General features: G+C 71.1%; 12 protein-coding genes and 2 pseudogenes. 10 read left to right on the top strand and 4 right to left on the bottom strand.

Features of this window, described 5'->3' with window-relative positions; all coding sequences use genetic code 11:
- Positions 1–19: 19 nt before the first annotated feature.
- A pseudogene (locus tag ACZ4N4_RS38195) lies at positions 20–112 on the bottom strand (SDR family NAD(P)-dependent oxidoreductase); the annotation flags it as partial.
- Positions 113–476: 364 nt separating this feature from the next.
- A pseudogene (locus tag ACZ4N4_RS38190) lies at positions 477–974 on the bottom strand (potassium-transporting ATPase subunit B); the annotation flags it as partial.
- 322 nt (positions 975–1,296) lie between these two features.
- Between ACZ4N4_RS38190 and ACZ4N4_RS38185 the strand changes: the two are divergent.
- The gene (locus ACZ4N4_RS38185) at positions 1,297–1,449 is read left to right on the top strand and encodes a hypothetical protein (protein ID WP_453563406.1); all 153 of its coding nucleotides are present in this window, start codon (positions 1,297–1,299) and stop codon (positions 1,447–1,449) included.
- A gap of 7 nt (positions 1,450–1,456) precedes the next feature.
- Here ACZ4N4_RS38185 and ACZ4N4_RS38180 read toward each other — a convergent pair whose 3' ends face one another.
- Positions 1,457–3,016: a Na+/H+ antiporter gene (locus ACZ4N4_RS38180; protein WP_467597652.1), complete on the bottom strand. Its 1,560-nt coding sequence runs from the start codon at positions 3,014–3,016 to the stop codon at positions 1,457–1,459.
- 182 nt (positions 3,017–3,198) lie between these two features.
- Here ACZ4N4_RS38180 and ACZ4N4_RS38175 point away from each other — a divergent pair, with 182 nt between their 5' ends.
- On the top strand, positions 3,199–5,691 hold the full coding sequence (locus ACZ4N4_RS38175; protein ID WP_467597587.1) for an ATP-binding protein: 2,493 nt from the start codon (positions 3,199–3,201) through the stop codon (positions 5,689–5,691).
- Positions 5,676–5,993 carry a hypothetical protein gene (locus ACZ4N4_RS38170; RefSeq protein WP_467597584.1) on the top strand — a complete coding sequence of 106 codons (318 nt, stop codon included), beginning with the start codon at positions 5,676–5,678 and terminating at the stop codon, positions 5,991–5,993. Before ACZ4N4_RS38175 ends, ACZ4N4_RS38170 begins: the two co-directional genes overlap by 16 nt.
- A 6-nt stretch (positions 5,994–5,999) precedes the next feature.
- Here ACZ4N4_RS38170 and ACZ4N4_RS38165 read toward each other — a convergent pair whose 3' ends face one another.
- Positions 6,000–6,518, bottom strand: coding sequence for a hypothetical protein (locus ACZ4N4_RS38165; protein WP_467597581.1), 519 nt, complete (start codon positions 6,516–6,518; stop codon positions 6,000–6,002).
- Between the two features lie 318 nt (positions 6,519–6,836).
- Between ACZ4N4_RS38165 and ACZ4N4_RS38160 the strand changes: the two genes are divergently transcribed.
- From ACZ4N4_RS38160 to ACZ4N4_RS38130, 7 genes are all read left to right on the top strand, one after another.
- A complete protein-coding gene (locus tag ACZ4N4_RS38160) occupies positions 6,837–8,678 on the top strand; it encodes an APC family permease (protein WP_467597578.1) in 1,842 nt (613 codons plus the stop codon).
- Between the two features lie 383 nt (positions 8,679–9,061).
- Positions 9,062–9,151, top strand: a complete 90-nt coding sequence (kdpF, locus tag ACZ4N4_RS38155) for a K(+)-transporting ATPase subunit F (protein WP_016434100.1) — start codon at positions 9,062–9,064, stop codon at positions 9,149–9,151.
- A 7-nt stretch (positions 9,152–9,158) separates the two neighbouring features.
- Positions 9,159–10,823, top strand: a complete 1,665-nt coding sequence (kdpA, locus tag ACZ4N4_RS38150; RefSeq protein WP_467597575.1) for a potassium-transporting ATPase subunit KdpA — start codon at positions 9,159–9,161, stop codon at positions 10,821–10,823.
- Between the two features lie 29 nt (positions 10,824–10,852).
- A complete protein-coding gene (gene kdpB / locus ACZ4N4_RS38145; protein ID WP_453564484.1) occupies positions 10,853–12,946 on the top strand; it encodes a potassium-transporting ATPase subunit KdpB in 2,094 nt (697 codons plus the stop codon).
- 5 nt (positions 12,947–12,951) lie between these two features.
- Complete coding sequence (locus ACZ4N4_RS38140) at positions 12,952–13,620, top strand: potassium-transporting ATPase subunit C (RefSeq protein ID WP_453563422.1); 669 nt, start codon at positions 12,952–12,954, stop codon at positions 13,618–13,620.
- Positions 13,620–14,303: a response regulator gene (locus ACZ4N4_RS38135; protein ID WP_467597572.1), complete on the top strand. Its 684-nt coding sequence runs from the start codon at positions 13,620–13,622 to the stop codon at positions 14,301–14,303. Before ACZ4N4_RS38140 ends, ACZ4N4_RS38135 begins: the two co-directional genes overlap by 1 nt.
- 1 nt (position 14,304) lies before the next feature.
- Complete coding sequence (locus tag ACZ4N4_RS38130) at positions 14,305–16,845, top strand: sensor histidine kinase (RefSeq protein WP_453563425.1); 2,541 nt, start codon at positions 14,305–14,307, stop codon at positions 16,843–16,845.

Genomic DNA, 16,845 nt, shown 5'->3' with positions numbered 1-16,845 from the left:
TCTCGCGGGCCCGCTTGGACCGCTCGGCGAGCTGGCGGGCGGTCTCCAGGCCGATGCCGGAGGTGGCTCCGGTGACCAGGACGGTACGGGACGAAAGGGTGGACTCGGGCATGGTTCCATCCGGGGGTGCGGGCACGCGGCACGGTCCCCGGCGGGGGCGGCGGCGGGCGTGCAGGGGGTAAGGAAAGAAAGAGGGGCGCCGGACCGGGTCAGGTCCCTTGGCGAGAGGGCGAGGGCCGGCGCCCCGTGGGGCACGGAAGCCGCGTCAGCGGGACGCGGGGGCTTCCGGGCAGCGCGGCAGCCGACGCGACGGCCGAGCGGTACTCGGCGGCCGGTCGAAGAGGAGCCAGGCGCTGTTCACAGGTTCCATGGAAGCGGTTCGGCGGACCCCGGACAAGCCGGCGTCCCGTTCTCTGACACGCCTCTGACGTGCGCATACGGGCCTTTGACGGACCGTTCGGCCGAACGGGCGAGGCTCAGCCGAGGCCGGGCACCGCCGAGATCACAAGGTCGATCAGCTTGATGCCCGCGAACGGCAGCACCAGCCCGCCGAGCCCGTACAGCAGCAGGTTGCGACGCAGCAGGTCGTGCGCCGACGAGGGCGTGTAGCGGACTCCGCGCAGCGCGAGCGGGATCAGCGCCACGATGATCAGCGCGTTGAAGATGATCGCCGAGGTGATCGCGGAGGTGGGGCTGTGCAGGCCCATCACGTTGAGGGACTTCAAACCGGGATACGCGCCCGCGAACATCGCCGGGATGATCGCGAAGTACTTCGCCACGTCGTTGGTGATGGAGAACGTGGTCAGCGCGCCCCGGGTGATGAGGAGCTGCTTGCCGATCTCGACGATCTCGATGAGCTTGGTCGGGTTGGAGTCGAGGTCGACCATGTTGCCGGCCTCCTTGGCGGCCGACGTACCCGTGTTCATGGCCACGCCCACATCGGCCTGGGCAAGCGCGGGCGCGTCGTGGACGCCGTGGCCGGCCGTGACGCACCCCGCACCACCAGCGCGGCCGACCTCGACCTGGCCCTCAACGACATGGACGCCCAGGCCGCCAACATCCTGCTGTCCAGCGGGGACGGCGGGACGGGCGGGCTGGCGACCCCGCACACCAAGGCCGTCGGTCTGTACGGCGACGCCCGCCGGGAGATCGGCCACGACCTGCGCATGCTCGCGGCCGCCGCGCAGGGAGACCGGTCCGACGAGAAGACCGTGGAGTCCCTCACCGACGGCTTCGCCGAGTACCAGGAACTCATCGGCCGGGCCCTGGAGAACGACCGCCCCGGCGCTGGACCAGGTGACCGACATCAACCGCGCCCATTTCACCTCGTCCGTGGCGGCGGGCCGTGCCGAGCTGACCGGCCGGCTTCCCTGGGCCTGCGCCCTGCTGATGCTGGCCGTGGGACTGACCGGACTGGGGCTGCGGCCCAGGCTGGCGGAGTTCCGGTGATGGGACGTCACGCGTCCGCCAGCCGGGCCTCCTCCAGATCCAGGGACCGCTGGAGTCGCCTTCGGGTCGTGTCGCTTATCGTGTGCTCGTCGTACAGCCGTCGTAGCTCCGCCGACTCGACCGCTATCAGGTCACGGCGCAGCTGCCGGTAGACCAGGTCGGCGGACTCGGCCGTGCTCTCGGCGAGGCGGTCCCGCGCGTCGTCGAGGCGGGCGTGGAGACCGCGCCGGAGCCGGTCGAGGACCACCTCGGGCACGGCCTCCAGCTCGGACAGCTCGTCCAGGCGCCGGATGCCCGCGTCGGCCAGCCGGCAGCGGGCGGCGGCCTCCTCGCGCTCGGTGTGGTCGGGCTCCAGGGCTATGCCGGAGCGGCGCACGACGGAGGCAAGGGAGAAGCCCTGCACGACGAGGGTGACCACGACGACCGAGGTGGTCAGGACCAGGACCAGCGGGCGCTCGGTGAGGGGCGAGCCGTCCTTCGCCACCACCGGGATCGACAGCGCCGCCGCCAGCGGCACCACACCCCGGGTGCCGGCCCAGGTCAGCACCACCGGCACCCGCCAGTTCGGCCGCTGGATGCCGCCCTTGCGCTGCACCACCGCCGAGAGCGGCGCCAGCCACAGCAGCCGTACCGCGATCAGCGTGCCGGCCACCGCCAGCGCGTACAGCGGCCACGCCCGGTCGCCGTCGGACAGTGCCCGTACCTGGGCGGGCAGCGCCAGCCCTATCAGGCTGAACACCACGCTCTCCAGCAGGAAGACCACCGTGCCGTAGACGGCGTGCAGCTGGAGCCTGATCCGGGCGTTGGTGAGCCGGTCGCCTCGGCCGCCCAGGACCACCCCCGCCACCACTACCGAGGTCACCCCGGAGGTGTGGGCCGCCTCCGCGAGGACGTAGGCCGCGTAGGGCGTGACCAGGGAGATCACCGTCTCCAGGACCGGGTCCTCGGTGCGCCGCCGGATCAGTGCGACGACACCGGCCAGGACCGCGCCGATCAGGGTGCCACCGCCCGCCAGCACCAGGAACTCGCCGCCCGCCGCCCCCCAGTTCGCCGCCGCCGACGCCACCGCGACGCTCACCGCGACCCGGTAGAGCACCAGGGAGGTCGCGTCGTTGAAGAGGCTCTCCGCCTGGACCAGCATCTGCACCTTCGGCGGCAGCGCGAGCCGGCGGCCGAGCGCCGTCACCGCGACCGGGTCGGTGCTGGCCAGGATCGCGCCGAGGACCAGCGCCATCTGCCAGGACAGCGGGGTGACCATGGAGGCGACCATGCCGACGGCCGCGGCGGAGGCCAGCACCAGGCCCACCGCGAGCACCCCGACCGGCTTCCAGACCGCACGCAGCTCGCGCCAGGGCAATTCCTCCGCGCTGGCGTAGAGCAGCGGCGGCAGGACGACCAGGCCGATGACGTCCGGGCTGATCTGGATCGTCGGGGTGCCCGGCAGCAGGGCCACGGCAAGGCCCGCGACCACCAGGAGGGAGGGGGCGGGTATCCGCCACCGGCGGGCGAAGGTCGCCACCACCGTGGCCAGTACCACGAGTGAAAGAACCGTACCCACACTGCGCATGCCGTCCCCCTGGGGCTGTACAGGAGCCACGGTGACTCCCCGCCGACCAGACTTCCCGGCACACCGCCTTCACCCTATCCGGCCAATGACCGTCAAGACAGTGTCAACGTCCTCGTCAGCGGCGCCAGAGACACGTCAAGACGCCGCTCCCCGGGCCGTCCGGCGCGCTTGTCTTTGAGGTGATGAACGACGTACCGCGCGGACGACTCAAGGTCTACCTCGGTGCCGCCCCTGGGGTCGGCAAGACCTACCGCATGCTCGACGAGGCTCAGCGCCGCGCGTCCCGGGGCGCGGACGTGGCCGTGGGGTTCGTGGAGTTCCACGGGCGCCCCCGGACCGAGGACATGATCGACGGCCTGGAGGTGGTGGCACGCCTGCGCTGCGACTACCGGGGCGGCGAGTTCGAGGAGATGGACGTCGCGGCCGTGCTGGCGCGCCGCCCGAAGGTGGCGATCGTCGACGAGTTCGCCCACACCAACATCCCGGGCGGCGGCCGGCACCCCAAACGCTGGCAGGACGTCGAGGACCTGCTCGCCGCCGGCATCGACGTGATCACCGCCGTCAACATCCAGCATCTGGAATCCCTCAAGGACGTCGTCGAGAAGATCACCGGGGTGCCGCAGCACGAGACGGTGCCCGACGAGGTCGTCCGGCGGGCCGAGCAGATCGAGTTCGTGGACATCCCGCCGGAGGGCCTGCGCCGTCGCATGGCGCACGGCAACATCTACGCCCCCGAGAAGGTCGACGCGGCCCTCGCCAACTACTTCCGCCCCGGCAACCTCACCGCCCTGCGCCAGCTGGCCCTCCTCTGGGTCGCCGACCGCGTCGACGAGGCGCTCCAGTCGTACCGCGCCGAGCACGCCATCGGCGGGGTGTGGGAGACCCGGGAGCGGGTCGTGGTCGCGCTGACCGGCGGTCCGGAGGGCGACACGCTGGTACGACGGGCCGCCCGCATCGCCGACCGGTCGGCGGGCGGCGACCTGCTCGCCGTGCACGTGGCCCGCAGCGACGGCCTGGCCGCCGGTGTATCGCACGCCTCGCTGGCCCGGCAGCGCCGGCTGGTCGAGGACCTCGGCGGCAGTTACCACTCGGTCGTCGGCGACGACGTGGCCACCGCCCTGGTCGAGTTCGCCCGCGCCGAGAACGCCACCCAGCTCGTCCTCGGCACCAGCCGCCGAGGCCGACTCGAACGCTTCCTCACCGGACCGGGGACAGGGGAAGTCGTCACCGCGCTCTCCGGCGACATCGACGTCCACCGGGTCACCCATGAGCGCGCCGGCCGCGGCACGCTGCTGCCCTCCCGCCGCCGCACCCTCTCCCCGCGCCGCCTGATCGCGGGACCGGTGGCGGGGCTGGTGCTCCCGGTGCTGCTGACCGTCGCCCTCGCCCAGGTCCGCGGCACCGTCAACCTGACCAGCGAGGCCCTGCTCTTCCTGCTCGCGGTGGTCGGCGTGGCCTGCATAGGCGGGGTCACCTCCGCCGTGATCGCCTCCGTCACCGCGTCCCTGCTGCTGAACTACTGGTTCATACCGCCCGTCGGCCAGTTCACCCTCGACGATCCCAACGCCCTGCTGGCGCTCGGGGTGTTCGCGGTCGTGGCCGCCACCGTCGCCGGGGTCGTCGACCGCTCGCTGCGGCTGTCCCGGCGCGCGGCCCGGGCCGCCGCGGAGGCCGAGACCATGTCGTCGCTGGCCGGCAGCATCGTGCGCGGCGGCCAGACCATCCCGGCCCTGCTGGAACGCACCCGCGAGACCTTCGGCATGGATTCCGCCGTACTCGTGGACGAGCCGCCCGACGGTGCCGACGTCACCACCGTGCCGGCCGGACCCGGCAACTACCTGATCCTGCGCGGCCGTACCCCCTCCGCCTCCGAGCGGCGGGTGCTCGGCGCCTTCGCCGCGCACGTCGGCTCGGCGGTGGAGAGGGCCCGGCTCGCGCAGGCCGCGGCCGAGGTCGAACCGGTACGCGCCGCGGACCGCATGCGCACCGCGCTGCTGCGGGCCGTCGGCCACGACCTGCGCACCCCGCTGGCGGCCGGCTGGGCGGCGGTCACCTCGCTGCGCAGCCGCGAGGTGGAGTTCTCCCCGGAGGACCGCGACGAACTCCTCGCCACCGCCGAGGAGTCCATGGCCCGGCTGAGCCGGCTCATCGACAACCTCCTCGACCTCAGCCGCCTGGAGGCCGGCGTCCTCACCCTCAACCTCCGGGCCACCGCCCTGGAGGAGGTGCTCCCGGCGGCCCTCGCGGACACGCCGACGGTCGACGTGCACGGCGAGCCGGAGAACATGCCACCGCTGCTGGCCGACCCGCCGCTGCTGGAGCGTGTGATCGCCAACCTGGTCGGCAACGCGGCCCGCTACAGCCCGCCCGGCAAGCGGGCGCTGGTGACGGCGAGCGCGCTGGCCGGGCGCGCCGAACTCCGGATCATCGACCGGGGCCCCGGTCTGCCCGCAGGCGGCCGTGACCGCCTCTTCGAGCCCTTCCAGCGACTCGGCGACACCGACAACACCACCGGCCTCGGCCTCGGCCTCGCCCTCGCCCGCGGGCTGACCGAGGCGATGGACGGCACCCTGACCCCCGAGGAAACCCCGGGTGGCGGCCTGACCATGGTCGTCTCGCTGCCCCTGGCCGATCGGGCCCAACCTTGGCGGCCTGGTTCGTGCGCGGCGAACTGACCGGCCTGCTCGGTCTGGCCGGGTGCCGCTTCGAGTACGGCACCCTGCTGGGCCGGCCGGCCCGGCTGGGCAAGGACGGCGGGATCACCGCCGGACTCCGGGCCTGGGACGTGGAGCGCGGCGGCTGGCCGGAGGGGGAGATCGAGCTGCGCGCGTACGGCAACGGGCACTACCTCGGCCGGTTCATGCTCACCCCGGGATCCGGGCCGGTGCCTCCGTCGCAGGCGCGGCTGGTCGCGGTGACGCTGGCCGACCGGATCGGGGCGGCGCTGGACACGGCGGGGCCGGTCCGCGGGGGCTGACCGGGGTTATTCGAGCCCCGAGGCCTTGAAGACACCCAGGGCGTTCTCGTGTTCGACGCGTTCGGCGAGGCGGCTCAGCGCGGTCGCGCCGCACAGCAGGGTGCCGGCCGCGGCCGACCTGCGGGCGCCCTCGTCGACGTGACGCCACAGGCCCGGGTTGTCGATCAGGACCTGTGGGTCGATGCGCAGCCGGTCGCCGGACGAGTCCCGCAGCAGCAGCCGGGGAGAGATGCCGTCGAGGCAGCGGACGGAGACCAGGAGGTCCGTGCGGACCCTGCGGGTGCGCAGCAGCCGACGGGAGGTGACCCAGCCGTCGCCGGCGCGGACCCTGGCGGGGCAGAGGGCGGCGAAGAGGAGCAGGGCGAGCGCGGTCCACAGGGCGGCGCGCCACCAGGTGGAGGAGGCCGCCACCCAGTCGACCAGGAGGAGAAGGACGAGGAGCGCTCCGGCGCAACGGGCCGATGCGTGGAGGTCCTTGGACCAGCGGTGGTCCTCGGCGGGGCGGGCTTCTTCGCCGTGCTGCATGGGGTGAAGGTAGGGAGCGGTGGGGCACGGCGTCAGCAGGTGCGGCATGTCTTTGATGGGAATCTGACGGTCGTGGGTCCGTGCGGCCGGTGGGTACCGCCGCGCCCACGCGGCGGTAGCCGCACATCGATACAGCCCCGTGCCCCTTTGGGGCGCGCTGCAGTCAGCCTTGTCAAGAAGGCGTCAAAGTCGAACCCTCCCGCGCGAAGAACGCGCAAGGGATTGGCGGACCTGGCCGGTACGGGACAGAACCTAGTCGCATCGCGCGCGGTACTCCCGCGCGCGAAGGCATATCCCGTTCGTTAAGGAGCACCCTCCATGTCCGTACTGACCGCCGAACCGGGCGCCGTGCCCGCCGGTGAGGAGCCGCCCGATACCGACGAGCGACACCGGCTCACCGCCGTCACCGGCCTCGCCGCGCTGTCGCTGGACGCCATGGCGTCGGTGGCGTACGGGCCGGAGGCCATCGTGCTGGTGCTGGCCGCCGCCGGTGCGCACGGGCTCGGTTTCACGCTGCCGGTCACCCTGGCCATCGCGGCCCTGCTGGCGGTGCTCGTCGCCTCGTACCGGCAGGTCATCGCGGCCTTCCCGGACGGAGGAGGGTCGTACGCCGTGGCCCGGAGGCATCTCGGTGCCCGGACCGGTCTCGTGGCCGCCGCGTCCCTGGTGCTCGACTACGTCCTGAACGTCGCCGTCGCCGTGACCGCCGGTGTCGCCGCCCTCACCTCCGCCTTCCCGTCGCTCTACCCGGACCGGCTGTGGCTGTGTCTGGCCGTGCTGGTGCTGATCACCGGTGTGAACCTGCGGGGCATCGTGGAGTCGGCCAAGGCGTTCATCGTGCCGACCGTGGTGTTCGTGGGGTCCATCTTCGTGCTGATCGTCGTGGGGCTCTTCCGGTCCGCACCGGCCAGCACCGCCACCGCCGCCGGACACGCCTCGGTGCTCGCCGACAATGCCTCCGGCGTCGGCGCCCTGCTCCTGCTGAAGGCCTTCGCCTCCGGTTGTGCCGCGCTCACCGGTGTCGAGGCCATCGCCAACGCCGTGCCCTCCTTCCGGGCGCCGCGCGTCAGGCGGGCCCAGCGCGCGGAGATCGCCCTCGGCGCCGTGCTCGGCGTGATGCTGATCGGGCTGTCGGTGCTGATCTCCCGGTTCCACCTCCAGCCGGTCGCGGGCGTGACCGTCCTCGCGCAGCTCGCCGACGCCTCGCTCGGGCACAACTGGGGCTTCTACGTCATCCAGTTCGCCACGATGATCCTGCTGGCGTTGTCCGCCAACACGTCGTTCGGCGGGCTTCCGGTGCTGCTCAAGCTGCTCGCCCGGGACAACTACCTGCCGCATGTCTTCGCGCTCAAGGCCGACCGGCAGGTGCACCGGCACGGGGTGCTCGCCCTGGCCCTGGTCTCGGCGGCGCTGCTGGTGTTCTCCGGCGGCGACACCAACACGCTGGTGCCGCTGTTCGCCATCGGTGTCTTCGTCGGCTTCACGATCGCCCAGGTGGGCATGGTGAAGCACTGGAGACTGGAGCGCGGGCCCGGCTGGCGGGGGAAGGCGCTGCTCAACGGCTTCGGGGCGGTCCTGACCGGTGTCGCGTCCGTCGTCGTCACCGCCGGCAAGTTCGCCGAGGGCGCCTGGCTCGTCGTCGTGATGCTGCCGCTGCTCGTCGCAGCTTTCGGGGCCGTGCATCGCGCCTACAGGCGGATCGGGGAGCGGCTCGGGCTCGGGCGGATCCCGCAGGCGCCGTACCGCGAGCGGTCGGTCGTGATCGTGCCGGTGTCGTCCCTGTCCCGGCTCACCTCCCAGGCGCTCTCCGCGGCCGCCTCCCTCGGCGACGAGGTCCGTGCCGTGACCGTCTGCCACCCCGACCCCGAGGACCGGGCCCAGCTGCACGCCCTGGAGCGCGCGTGGGCCGAGTGGGACCCCGGCGTGGAGCTCGTCCGGCTGAACTGCGAGCGGCGCACGCTGGGCCGTCCCATCGCCGCCTACGTCCGTGAGGTGACCGCGGCCGAGCCGGCCACCCAGGTGACCGTGCTGATCCCGGAGACCGAGCCGGAGCGGCTGTGGCAGCGGCTGCTGCAGAACCAGCGCGGTGCGGTCGTCGCGCACGCCGTGCGCCGGGAGACCGACGCGGTGATCTGCCGGCTGCGGTTCCGGCTCTCCTGACGCCTGCCCTGGTGGGCTGTCCCGACGTCCGTCCTTACGCGTGCCCTGACGCCGTTCTGCCGCGTCCGCAGCTCGTGCTGCCCTGCTGCGTCTGCTGCGTCTGAGACTCGCGTTCCCCCTGTTCAGGGGGTTTCTGAGGCTGAACGGTGGCTTCCGGTCGCGGGTTGGTCGAGGCCGCGTAAGAGTCCCGTCAAAGGCGCGAACACCACCGTAAGGGACCCGTCAACGGCGGCTGAATCCGGCCAGAAAGACGCTTTCCTCTAACAGTCCGAGTCCGTTCCGCACCTCATCCAGGAGTTCACGATGGCCGATCTGGCCTTCGTCGTCACCGTGCTCGCGGGTTTCGCGCTGGTGGCCCTCATCGCCAAGGGGGTGACCAAGCTGTGACCGCCGAGAACATCGTCGGCCTCGTCGTGGCCGTCGCCCTGCTGGGCTATCTCGTCCTCGCCCTGATCTTCCCGGAGAGGTTCTGAGACAGACATGGGTCCCGTAACCGCCGCCGTGCTCCAGCTCGCCGCGCTCATAGGCGCGCTGGCGCTCTGCTACATCCCCTTCGGCAACTACATGGCCAAGGTCTACTCCTCCGACAAGCACTGGCGCGTCGAGAAGTGGATCTACAAGGGCGTCGGTGCCAACCCCGACACCGAGATGCGCTGGCCCGCCTACCTGCGCGGGGTCCTCGCCTTCTCCCTGGTCGGCGTCCTCTTCCTCTACCTGCTGCAGCGGCTCCAGGGCATCCTGCCCGGCTCGCTCGGCTTCTCCTCGGTCAACCCGGCCCAGTCGTTCAACACGGCCGTCTCCTTCGTGACCAACACGAACTGGCAGTCTTACTACGGCGAGCAGACCATGGGCCACGTCGTGCAGACGGCCGGTCTGGCCGTGCAGAACTTCGTGTCCGCGGCGGTCGGCATCGCGGTCGCGGTGGCTCTGGTGCGCGGTTTCGCCCGGTCGCGCACCGGTGAGATCGGCAACTTCTGGTCCGACCTGGTGCGCGGCGTCATCCGCATCCTCGTGCCGTTCTCCGTGCTCGCCGCGATCATCCTGGTCGCCTGCGGTGCCATCCAGAACTTCTCCGGCATCCACGAGGTCGGCCAGTTCATGGGCGGCTCGCAGCAGTGGAACGGCGGCGCGGTCGCCTCCCAGGAGGCCATCAAGGAGCTGGGCACCAACGGCGGTGGCTACTTCAACGCCAACTCCGCCCATCCCTTCGAAAACCCGACGCCCTTCACCAACCTCTTCGAGATCTTCCTGATCCTGCTGATCCCGTTCGCGCTGACCCGCACCTTCGGTGTGATGGTCGGCTCGGTCAAGCAGGGTTACGCGATCCTCGCCACCATGGGCACCATCTGGCTCGGCTTCACCGCGCTGATGATGTGGACCGAATTCGCCCACCACGGCCCCGCGCTCCAGCTCGCGGGCGGTGCCTACGAGGGCAAGGAGGTCCGCTTCGGAGTCGGCTCCTCGTCGATCTTCGCGGTGTCGACCACCCTGACCTCGACCGGCGCGGTGGACTCCTTCCATTCCTCGTTCACCGGCCTGGGCGGCGGTATCACCCTGCTCAGCATGATGCTGGGCGAGATCGCCCCCGGTGGTACCGGCTCCGGCCTCTACGGCATCCTGATCATGGCGATCATCGCGGTGTTCATCGCCGGTCTGATGGTCGGCCGCACGCCCGAGTACCTGGGCAAGAAGATCGGCGCCCGCGAGATCAAGCTGTCGGCGATCTACATCCTGATCACCCCGGCGCTGGCGCTCGTCTTCGCCGCGGCCTCCATGGCCCTGCCGACCCCGCCGCACTCCATGCTCAACCCGGGAGCGCACGGCTTCTCCGAGGTGCTGTACGCCTTCACCTCGGCGGCCAACAACAACGGCTCGGCCTTCGCCGGCCTGAACGCGAACACCGACTGGTACAACACCATGACCGGACTCGCGATGCTGTTCGGCCGCTTCCTGCCGATGGTGTTCGTGCTCGCGCTGGCCGGCTCGCTCGCCGAGCAGAAACCCGTCCCGGCCACGGCCGGCACCCTGCGCACCGAGAAGCCGCTCTTCACCGGCCTGCTCGTCGGCGCGATCCTGATCATCACCGGTCTGACCTACTTCCCGGCCCTGGCGCTGGGCCCGCTGGCCGAGGGGCTGGCGTCGTGACCACCCGAACGGAAGCCCACGAGGACACCATGTCCACACCCACCCTTGCGCCCCACCAGGACGCGCCGACCGGGCACAAGCCCGCCGAAGGCCGCGTCGGCGCGGGCCTGTTCGACCCCAAGCAGCTGATCAAGTCCCTCCCCGAGGCCTGCCGCAAGCTCGATCCGCGGGTCATGATCAAGTCGCCCGTGATGTTCGTGGTGTGGGTCGGCTCGATCCTGACCACGGTCTTCTCCTTCAAGGACCCGGGCGACTGGTTCGGCTGGACCATCAGCGCCTGGCTGTGGCTGACCGTGATCTTCGCCAACCTCGCGGAGGCGGTCGCCGAGGGCCGCGGCAAGGCCCAGGCCGACACCCTGCGCAAGGCCAAGACCGACACGGTGGCCCGGCGGCTGGTCGGCGACACCGAGGAGCAGGTGCCCGGCACCGAGCTGAAGATCGGTGACCTGGTGGTCTGCGAGGCCGGCGACATCATCCCCGGTGACGGTGACGTCATCGAGGGTGTCGCGTCGGTCGACGAGTCGGCGATCACCGGTGAGTCGGCCCCGGTCATCCGCGAGTCCGGCGGTGACCGGTCCGCGGTCACGGGCGGTACCAAGGTGCTGTCCGACCGGATCGTCATCAAGATCACGACGAAGCCGGGCGAGACCTTCATCGACCGGATGATCAGCCTCGTCGAGGGCGCGGCCCGGCAGAAGACGCCCAACGAGATCGCGCTCAACATCCTGCTCGCCTCGCTGACGATCGTCTTCCTGCTGGCCGTCGCCACCCTCCCGCCCTTCGCGGACTACGCGGGCACCCACCTGACGATGGTCGTGCTGGTCGCCCTCCTGGTCTGCCTCATCCCGACCACCATCGGCGCGCTGCTCTCCGCGATCGGCATCGCCGGCATGGACCGGCTGGTGCAGCGCAACGTGCTCGCCATGTCGGGCCGCGCCGTCGAGGCCGCCGGTGACGTCTCCACCCTGCTGCTCGACAAGACCGGCACCATCACCCTCGGCAACCGCCAGGCCTCCGAGTTCCTGCCGGTGCGCGGGGCGACCGAGGCCGAGGTGGCCGACGCGGCCCAGCTGTCGTCGCTGGCCGACGAGACCCCCGAGGGCCGCTCCATCGTCGTCCTGGCGAAGGAGAAGTACGGGCTGCGCGAGCGGCACCAGGGCGAGCTGGCGCACGCCGAGTGGATCGCCTTCACCGCCCAGACCCGCATGTCGGGTGTGGACGTCGACGGCAGGAAGATCCGCAAGGGCGCGGCCGGTTCGGTCATCGCCTGGGTCCGCGAACAGGGCGGCACCGTCGCCGAGGACGCGGACACCCTCGCGAACCGCATCTCCGAGGCCGGCGGCACCCCGCTCCTCGTCGCGGTCGAGGACGCCGAGGGCGCCCGGATCCTGGGCGTCATCCACCTCAAGGACGTCGTCAAGGACGGCATGCGCGAGCGGTTCGAGGAACTGCGCCGCATGGGCATCAAGACCGTCATGATCACGGGTGACAACCCGCTGACCGCCAAGGCGATCGCCGACGAGGCGGGCGTGGACGACTTCCTCGCCGAGGCCACCCCCGAGGACAAGATGGCCCTCATCAAGCGGGAGCAGGCGGGCGGCAAGCTGGTCGCGATGACCGGCGACGGCACCAACGACGCGCCCGCGCTCGCGCAGGCGGACGTCGGCGTGGCGATGAACACGGGTACGTCGGCCGCGAAGGAGGCCGGCAACATGGTCGACCTCGACTCGAACCCGACCAAGCTCATCGAGATCGTCGAGATCGGCAAGCAGCTGCTGATCACGCGCGGTGCGCTGACCACGTTCTCCATCGCCAACGACGTCGCGAAGTACTTCGCGATCATCCCGGCCATGTTCGCCGTGGTCTACCCGGGCCTGGACAAGCTCAACATCATGCACCTGTCCTCGCCCAGCTCCGCGATCCTGTCCGCGGTCATCTTCAACGCGCTGATCATCATCGCGCTGGTGCCGCTCTCGCTGCGAGGCGTCCAGTACAAGCCGGTCAGCGCCGACAAGATGCTCCGCCGCAACCTCGGGATCTACGGCCTCGGCGGCCTGATCGCGCCCTTCATCGGCATCAAGATCATCGACCTGCTCATCTCCCTCATCCCCGGAATCGGCTGAAGGCCATGAACAACTCCGTAAGCAACACAGCCCGGTTGCTCTGGGCGGGCCTGCGCGCCCTCCTCGTGCTGACCCTGGTGACGGGCGTGATCTACCCGCTGGTCGTCACCGGCATCGCCCAGGCCGCGTTCAGCGACAAGGCGAACGGCTCCGAGGTCAAGGCGGACGGCAAGGTCGTCGGCTCGTCCCTGATCGGCCAGTCGTACAACCTGCCGCTGAAGAAGGGTCAGGAAACCCCGGACGCGGCCCTGCAGTGGTTCCAGGGCCGCCCGGCCAACGGGCTCGGCAGCAACAGCATCAACACCAAGTACACGTTGATCCTTTCGGGTGCGACCAACCTCGCCGCCGACAACAAGGTGCTGATCCAGCAGGTGAAGGACGCCAAGGCCGCGGTCGTCAAGGACAACTCGGTGCCCGGTTATACGGTCACGCCGGCCCAGGTGCCGGCCGACGCCGTCACCTCCTCGGGCTCCGGCCTGGACCCGGACATCTCCCCGGTCTACGCCGAGCTCCAGGTCCACCGCGTCGCGGCGAAGAACAACCTCTCCGTCGACCAGGTGGAGAAGCTGGTGAAGGACCACACCACGGGCCGTACCCTCGGCTTCATCGGTGAGCCCCGGGTGAACGTCCTCGAACTCAACATCGCGCTGAAGGAACTGATCAAGGGCAGCTGATGACCCGAGTGCTGGTCGTGGAAGACGACCCACAGCTCGTACGGGCACTCGTGATCAACATGCAGGCACGCCAGTACGGAGTGGACGCGGCCCCCGACGGCGCCACGGCCCTCCGGCTGGCGGCCGCGCGTCAGCCGGACGTGGTGATGCTCGACCTCGGACTGCCCGACATGGACGGGGTCGACGTCATCAAGGCGCTGCGCGGCTGGACCCGTGTACCGATCCTGGTGCTGTCGGCACGGCAGGCCTCCGACGAGAAGGTCGCCGCGCTGGACGCGGGCGCCGACGACTACATCACCAAGCCGTTCAGCATGGACGAACTCCTCGCCCGGCTGCGGGCGGCGGTCCGCCGTACCGGGGACGTGCCGCTCGCCCCCGAGACCACCCTGGTGGAGACGGCCGACTTCACCATCGACCTGCTCGCCAAGAAGGCCGTACGTGCCGGCCGCGACGTACGGCTCACCCCCACCGAGTGGCATCTGCTGGAGATCCTGGTCACCAACCCCGGCCGGCTCGTCACGCAGAAGCACCTGCTGCTCGAGGTGTGGGGGGTCACCCAGAGCAACAAGACCAACTACCTGCGGGTCTACATGGCCCAGCTCCGCCGCAAGCTCGAGGCGGATCCGTCCCACCCCCGATACCTGATCACCGAGCCCGGCATGGGCTACCGCTTCGAAGGATGACATGGCACGCGGCAGGCTTCGGATCTACCTCGGCGCGGCACCCGGCGTGGGCAAGACCTACGCCATGCTCTCCGAGGCCCACCGCAGGATCGAACGGGGCACCGACTGTGTCGTCGCGTTCGTCGAGCACCACGGGCGGCCGCGCACCGAGGTGATGCTGCACGGCCTGGAGGAGATCCCGCGCAGGGAACTGGAGTACCGGGACACGGTGTTCACCGAGATGGACGTCGACGCCGTCCTCGCGCGCCGCCCCCAGGTCGCCCTGGTCGACGAACTCCCGCACACCAACATCCCGGGCTCCCGCAACGCCAAGCGCTGGCAGGACGTCGAGGAGCTGCTGGCCGCCGGGATCGACGTCATCTCCACCGTCAACATCCAGCACCTGGAGTCGCTGGGCGACGTCGTGGAGTCCATCACCGGCGTACGGCAGCAGGAGACCGTGCCCGACGAAATGGTGCGCCGCGCCGACCAGATCGAGCTGGTCGACATGTCCCCGCAGGCGCTGCGCCGCCGGATGGCACACGGCAACATCTACCAGCCGGACAAGGTCGACGCGGCCCTGTCCAACTACTTCCGGCCCGGCAACCTCACCGCCCTGCGCGAACTCGCGCTGCTCTGGGTCGCGGACCGGGTCGACGAGTATCTCAACGAGTACCGCAGCGAGCACCAGGTCTCGAAGATCTGGGGCTCGCGGGAGCGGATCGTGGTCGGCCTGACCGGCGGCCCGGAGGGGCGGACCCTGATCCGGCGGGCCGCCCGGCTGGCCGAGAAGGGCGCCGGCGGCGAGGTGCTGGCGGTCTACATAGCGCGCAGCGACGGCCTCACCTCCGCCTCCCCGAAGGAACTCGCCGTCCAGCGCACCCTGGTCGAGGACCTCGGCGGCACCTTCCACCATGTCCTCGGCGACGACGTCCCGAACGCCCTGCTCGACTTCGCCCGCGGGGTCAACGCCACCCAGATCGTCCTCGGCGTCTCCCGGCGCAGCAGCTGGCAGTACGTCTTCGGGCCGGGCGTCGGGGCCACGGTCGCCCGGGAGTCCGGGCCGGACCTCGACGTCCACCTCATCACGCACGCCGAGGCGGGCAAGGGGCGGCTCCCGCTGGCGCGTTCGGCGCGGCTCGGCCGGTCCCGGATCATCTGGGGCTGGCTGGCCGGCGTGCTCGGACCGGTCCTGCTGACCTGGCTGCTGACCGGCGTCGCACCGCAGGTGGGTCTGGCCAACGACATGCTGCTGTACCTCGCCCTGACGGTCGCCGCGGCCCTGCTCGGCGGACTGCTCCCGGCGCTCACCTCGGCGGTCGTCGGCTCCCTTCTGATCAACTGGTTCTTCACCCCGCCCGTGCACACCTTCACGATCGCCGACCCCGAGAACATCGTCGCCATAGCGATCTTCGTCGGGGTCGCGGTGTCGGTGGCGTCGGTGGTGGACCTGGCGGCCCGGCGCACCCAGCAGGCGACCCGGCTGCGCGCCGAGTCGGAGATCCTGTCCTTCCTCGCCGGCAGCGTGCTGAGAGGGGAGACCAGCCTGGAGGCGCTCCTGGAACGGGTGCGCGAGACGTTCGGCATGGAGTCGGTGGCGCTGCTGGAGCGGGCGGACGACGTGGCACCGTGGACCTGCGCCGGCAGCGTCGGCCCGCGGCCCTGTCAGTCGCCGGAGAACGCGGACGTCGACATGCCGGTCGGCGACCATATGACCCTCGCCCTGTCCGGGCGGGTGCTGCCGGCCTCCGACCGGCGCGTGCTGGCCGCGTTCGCCGCGCAGGCGGTCGTCGTACTCGACCGGCAACGGCTCCAGCAGGAGGCGGACCAGGCGAAGGAGCTGGCGGAGGGCAACCGCATCCGTACGGCGCTGCTGGCCGCCGTCAGCCACGATCTGCGCACCCCGCTGGCCGGTATCAAGGCGTCGGTGTCGTCGCTGCGTTCGGACGACGTCGAGTGGTCCGAGCAGGACCGGGCGGAGCTGCTGGAGGCGATAGAGGCGGGTGCCGACCGGCTCGACCACCTCGTGGGGAACCTCCTGGACATCACCCGTCTGCAGACCGGCACCGTCACGCCCATCGTCCGCGAGGCCGACCTGGACGAGGTGGTGCCGATGGCGCTCGGCGGGGTCCCCGAGGACAGCGTCGAGCTGGACATTCCGGAAACGCTGCCCATGGTCCATGTCGACAAGGGGCTCCTGGAGCGGGTCGTCGCCAACGTGGTCGAGAACGCGGTGAAGTACAGCCCCGCGGACACCCCCGTGCTGGTGAAGGCCAGTTCCATGGCCGACCGGGTGGAGGTGCGGGTCGTCGACCGTGGGCCCGGCGTCCCGGACGAGGCCAAGGAGCGCATCTTCGAGCCGTTCCAGCGGTACGGCGACTCGCCGCGCGGTGCCGGGGTCGGTCTCGGTCTGGCCGTGGCCCGGGGGTTCGCCGAGGCGATGGGCGGCACGCTGACGGCCGAGGACACGCCGGGCGGGGGGCTCACGATGGTGCTGGGCCTGCCGCCGGCGCCGGGGCGGAGACCGGGGCGGCCGGATCTCTCGGCCGCGGTGACGTCGTAG

This window comes from Streptomyces sp. NPDC026538, from assembly GCF_055567535.1.
This window is presented reverse-complemented; position numbering and strand designations above follow the sequence as displayed.

What these genes read in the sequence shown, in the direction of transcription:
- ACZ4N4_RS38180 (WP_467597652.1), bottom strand. Translation starts at nt 3,016, where the DNA reads ATGCGCAGTGTGGGTACGGTTCTTTCACTCGTGGTACTGGCCACGGTG.
- ACZ4N4_RS38175 (WP_467597587.1), top strand. Translation starts at nt 3,199, where the DNA reads ATGAACGACGTACCGCGCGGACGACTCAAGGTCTACCTCGGTGCCGCC.
- ACZ4N4_RS38165 (WP_467597581.1), bottom strand. Translation starts at nt 6,518, where the DNA reads ATGCAGCACGGCGAAGAAGCCCGCCCCGCCGAGGACCACCGCTGGTCC.
- ACZ4N4_RS38160 (WP_467597578.1), top strand. Translation starts at nt 6,837, where the DNA reads ATGTCCGTACTGACCGCCGAACCGGGCGCCGTGCCCGCCGGTGAGGAG.
- kdpA (WP_467597575.1), top strand. Translation starts at nt 9,159, where the DNA reads ATGGGTCCCGTAACCGCCGCCGTGCTCCAGCTCGCCGCGCTCATAGGC.
- kdpB (WP_453564484.1), top strand. Translation starts at nt 10,853, where the DNA reads ATGTCCACACCCACCCTTGCGCCCCACCAGGACGCGCCGACCGGGCAC.
- ACZ4N4_RS38140 (WP_453563422.1), top strand. Translation starts at nt 12,952, where the DNA reads ATGAACAACTCCGTAAGCAACACAGCCCGGTTGCTCTGGGCGGGCCTG.
- ACZ4N4_RS38135 (WP_467597572.1), top strand. Translation starts at nt 13,620, where the DNA reads ATGACCCGAGTGCTGGTCGTGGAAGACGACCCACAGCTCGTACGGGCA.
- ACZ4N4_RS38130 (WP_453563425.1), top strand. Translation starts at nt 14,305, where the DNA reads ATGGCACGCGGCAGGCTTCGGATCTACCTCGGCGCGGCACCCGGCGTG.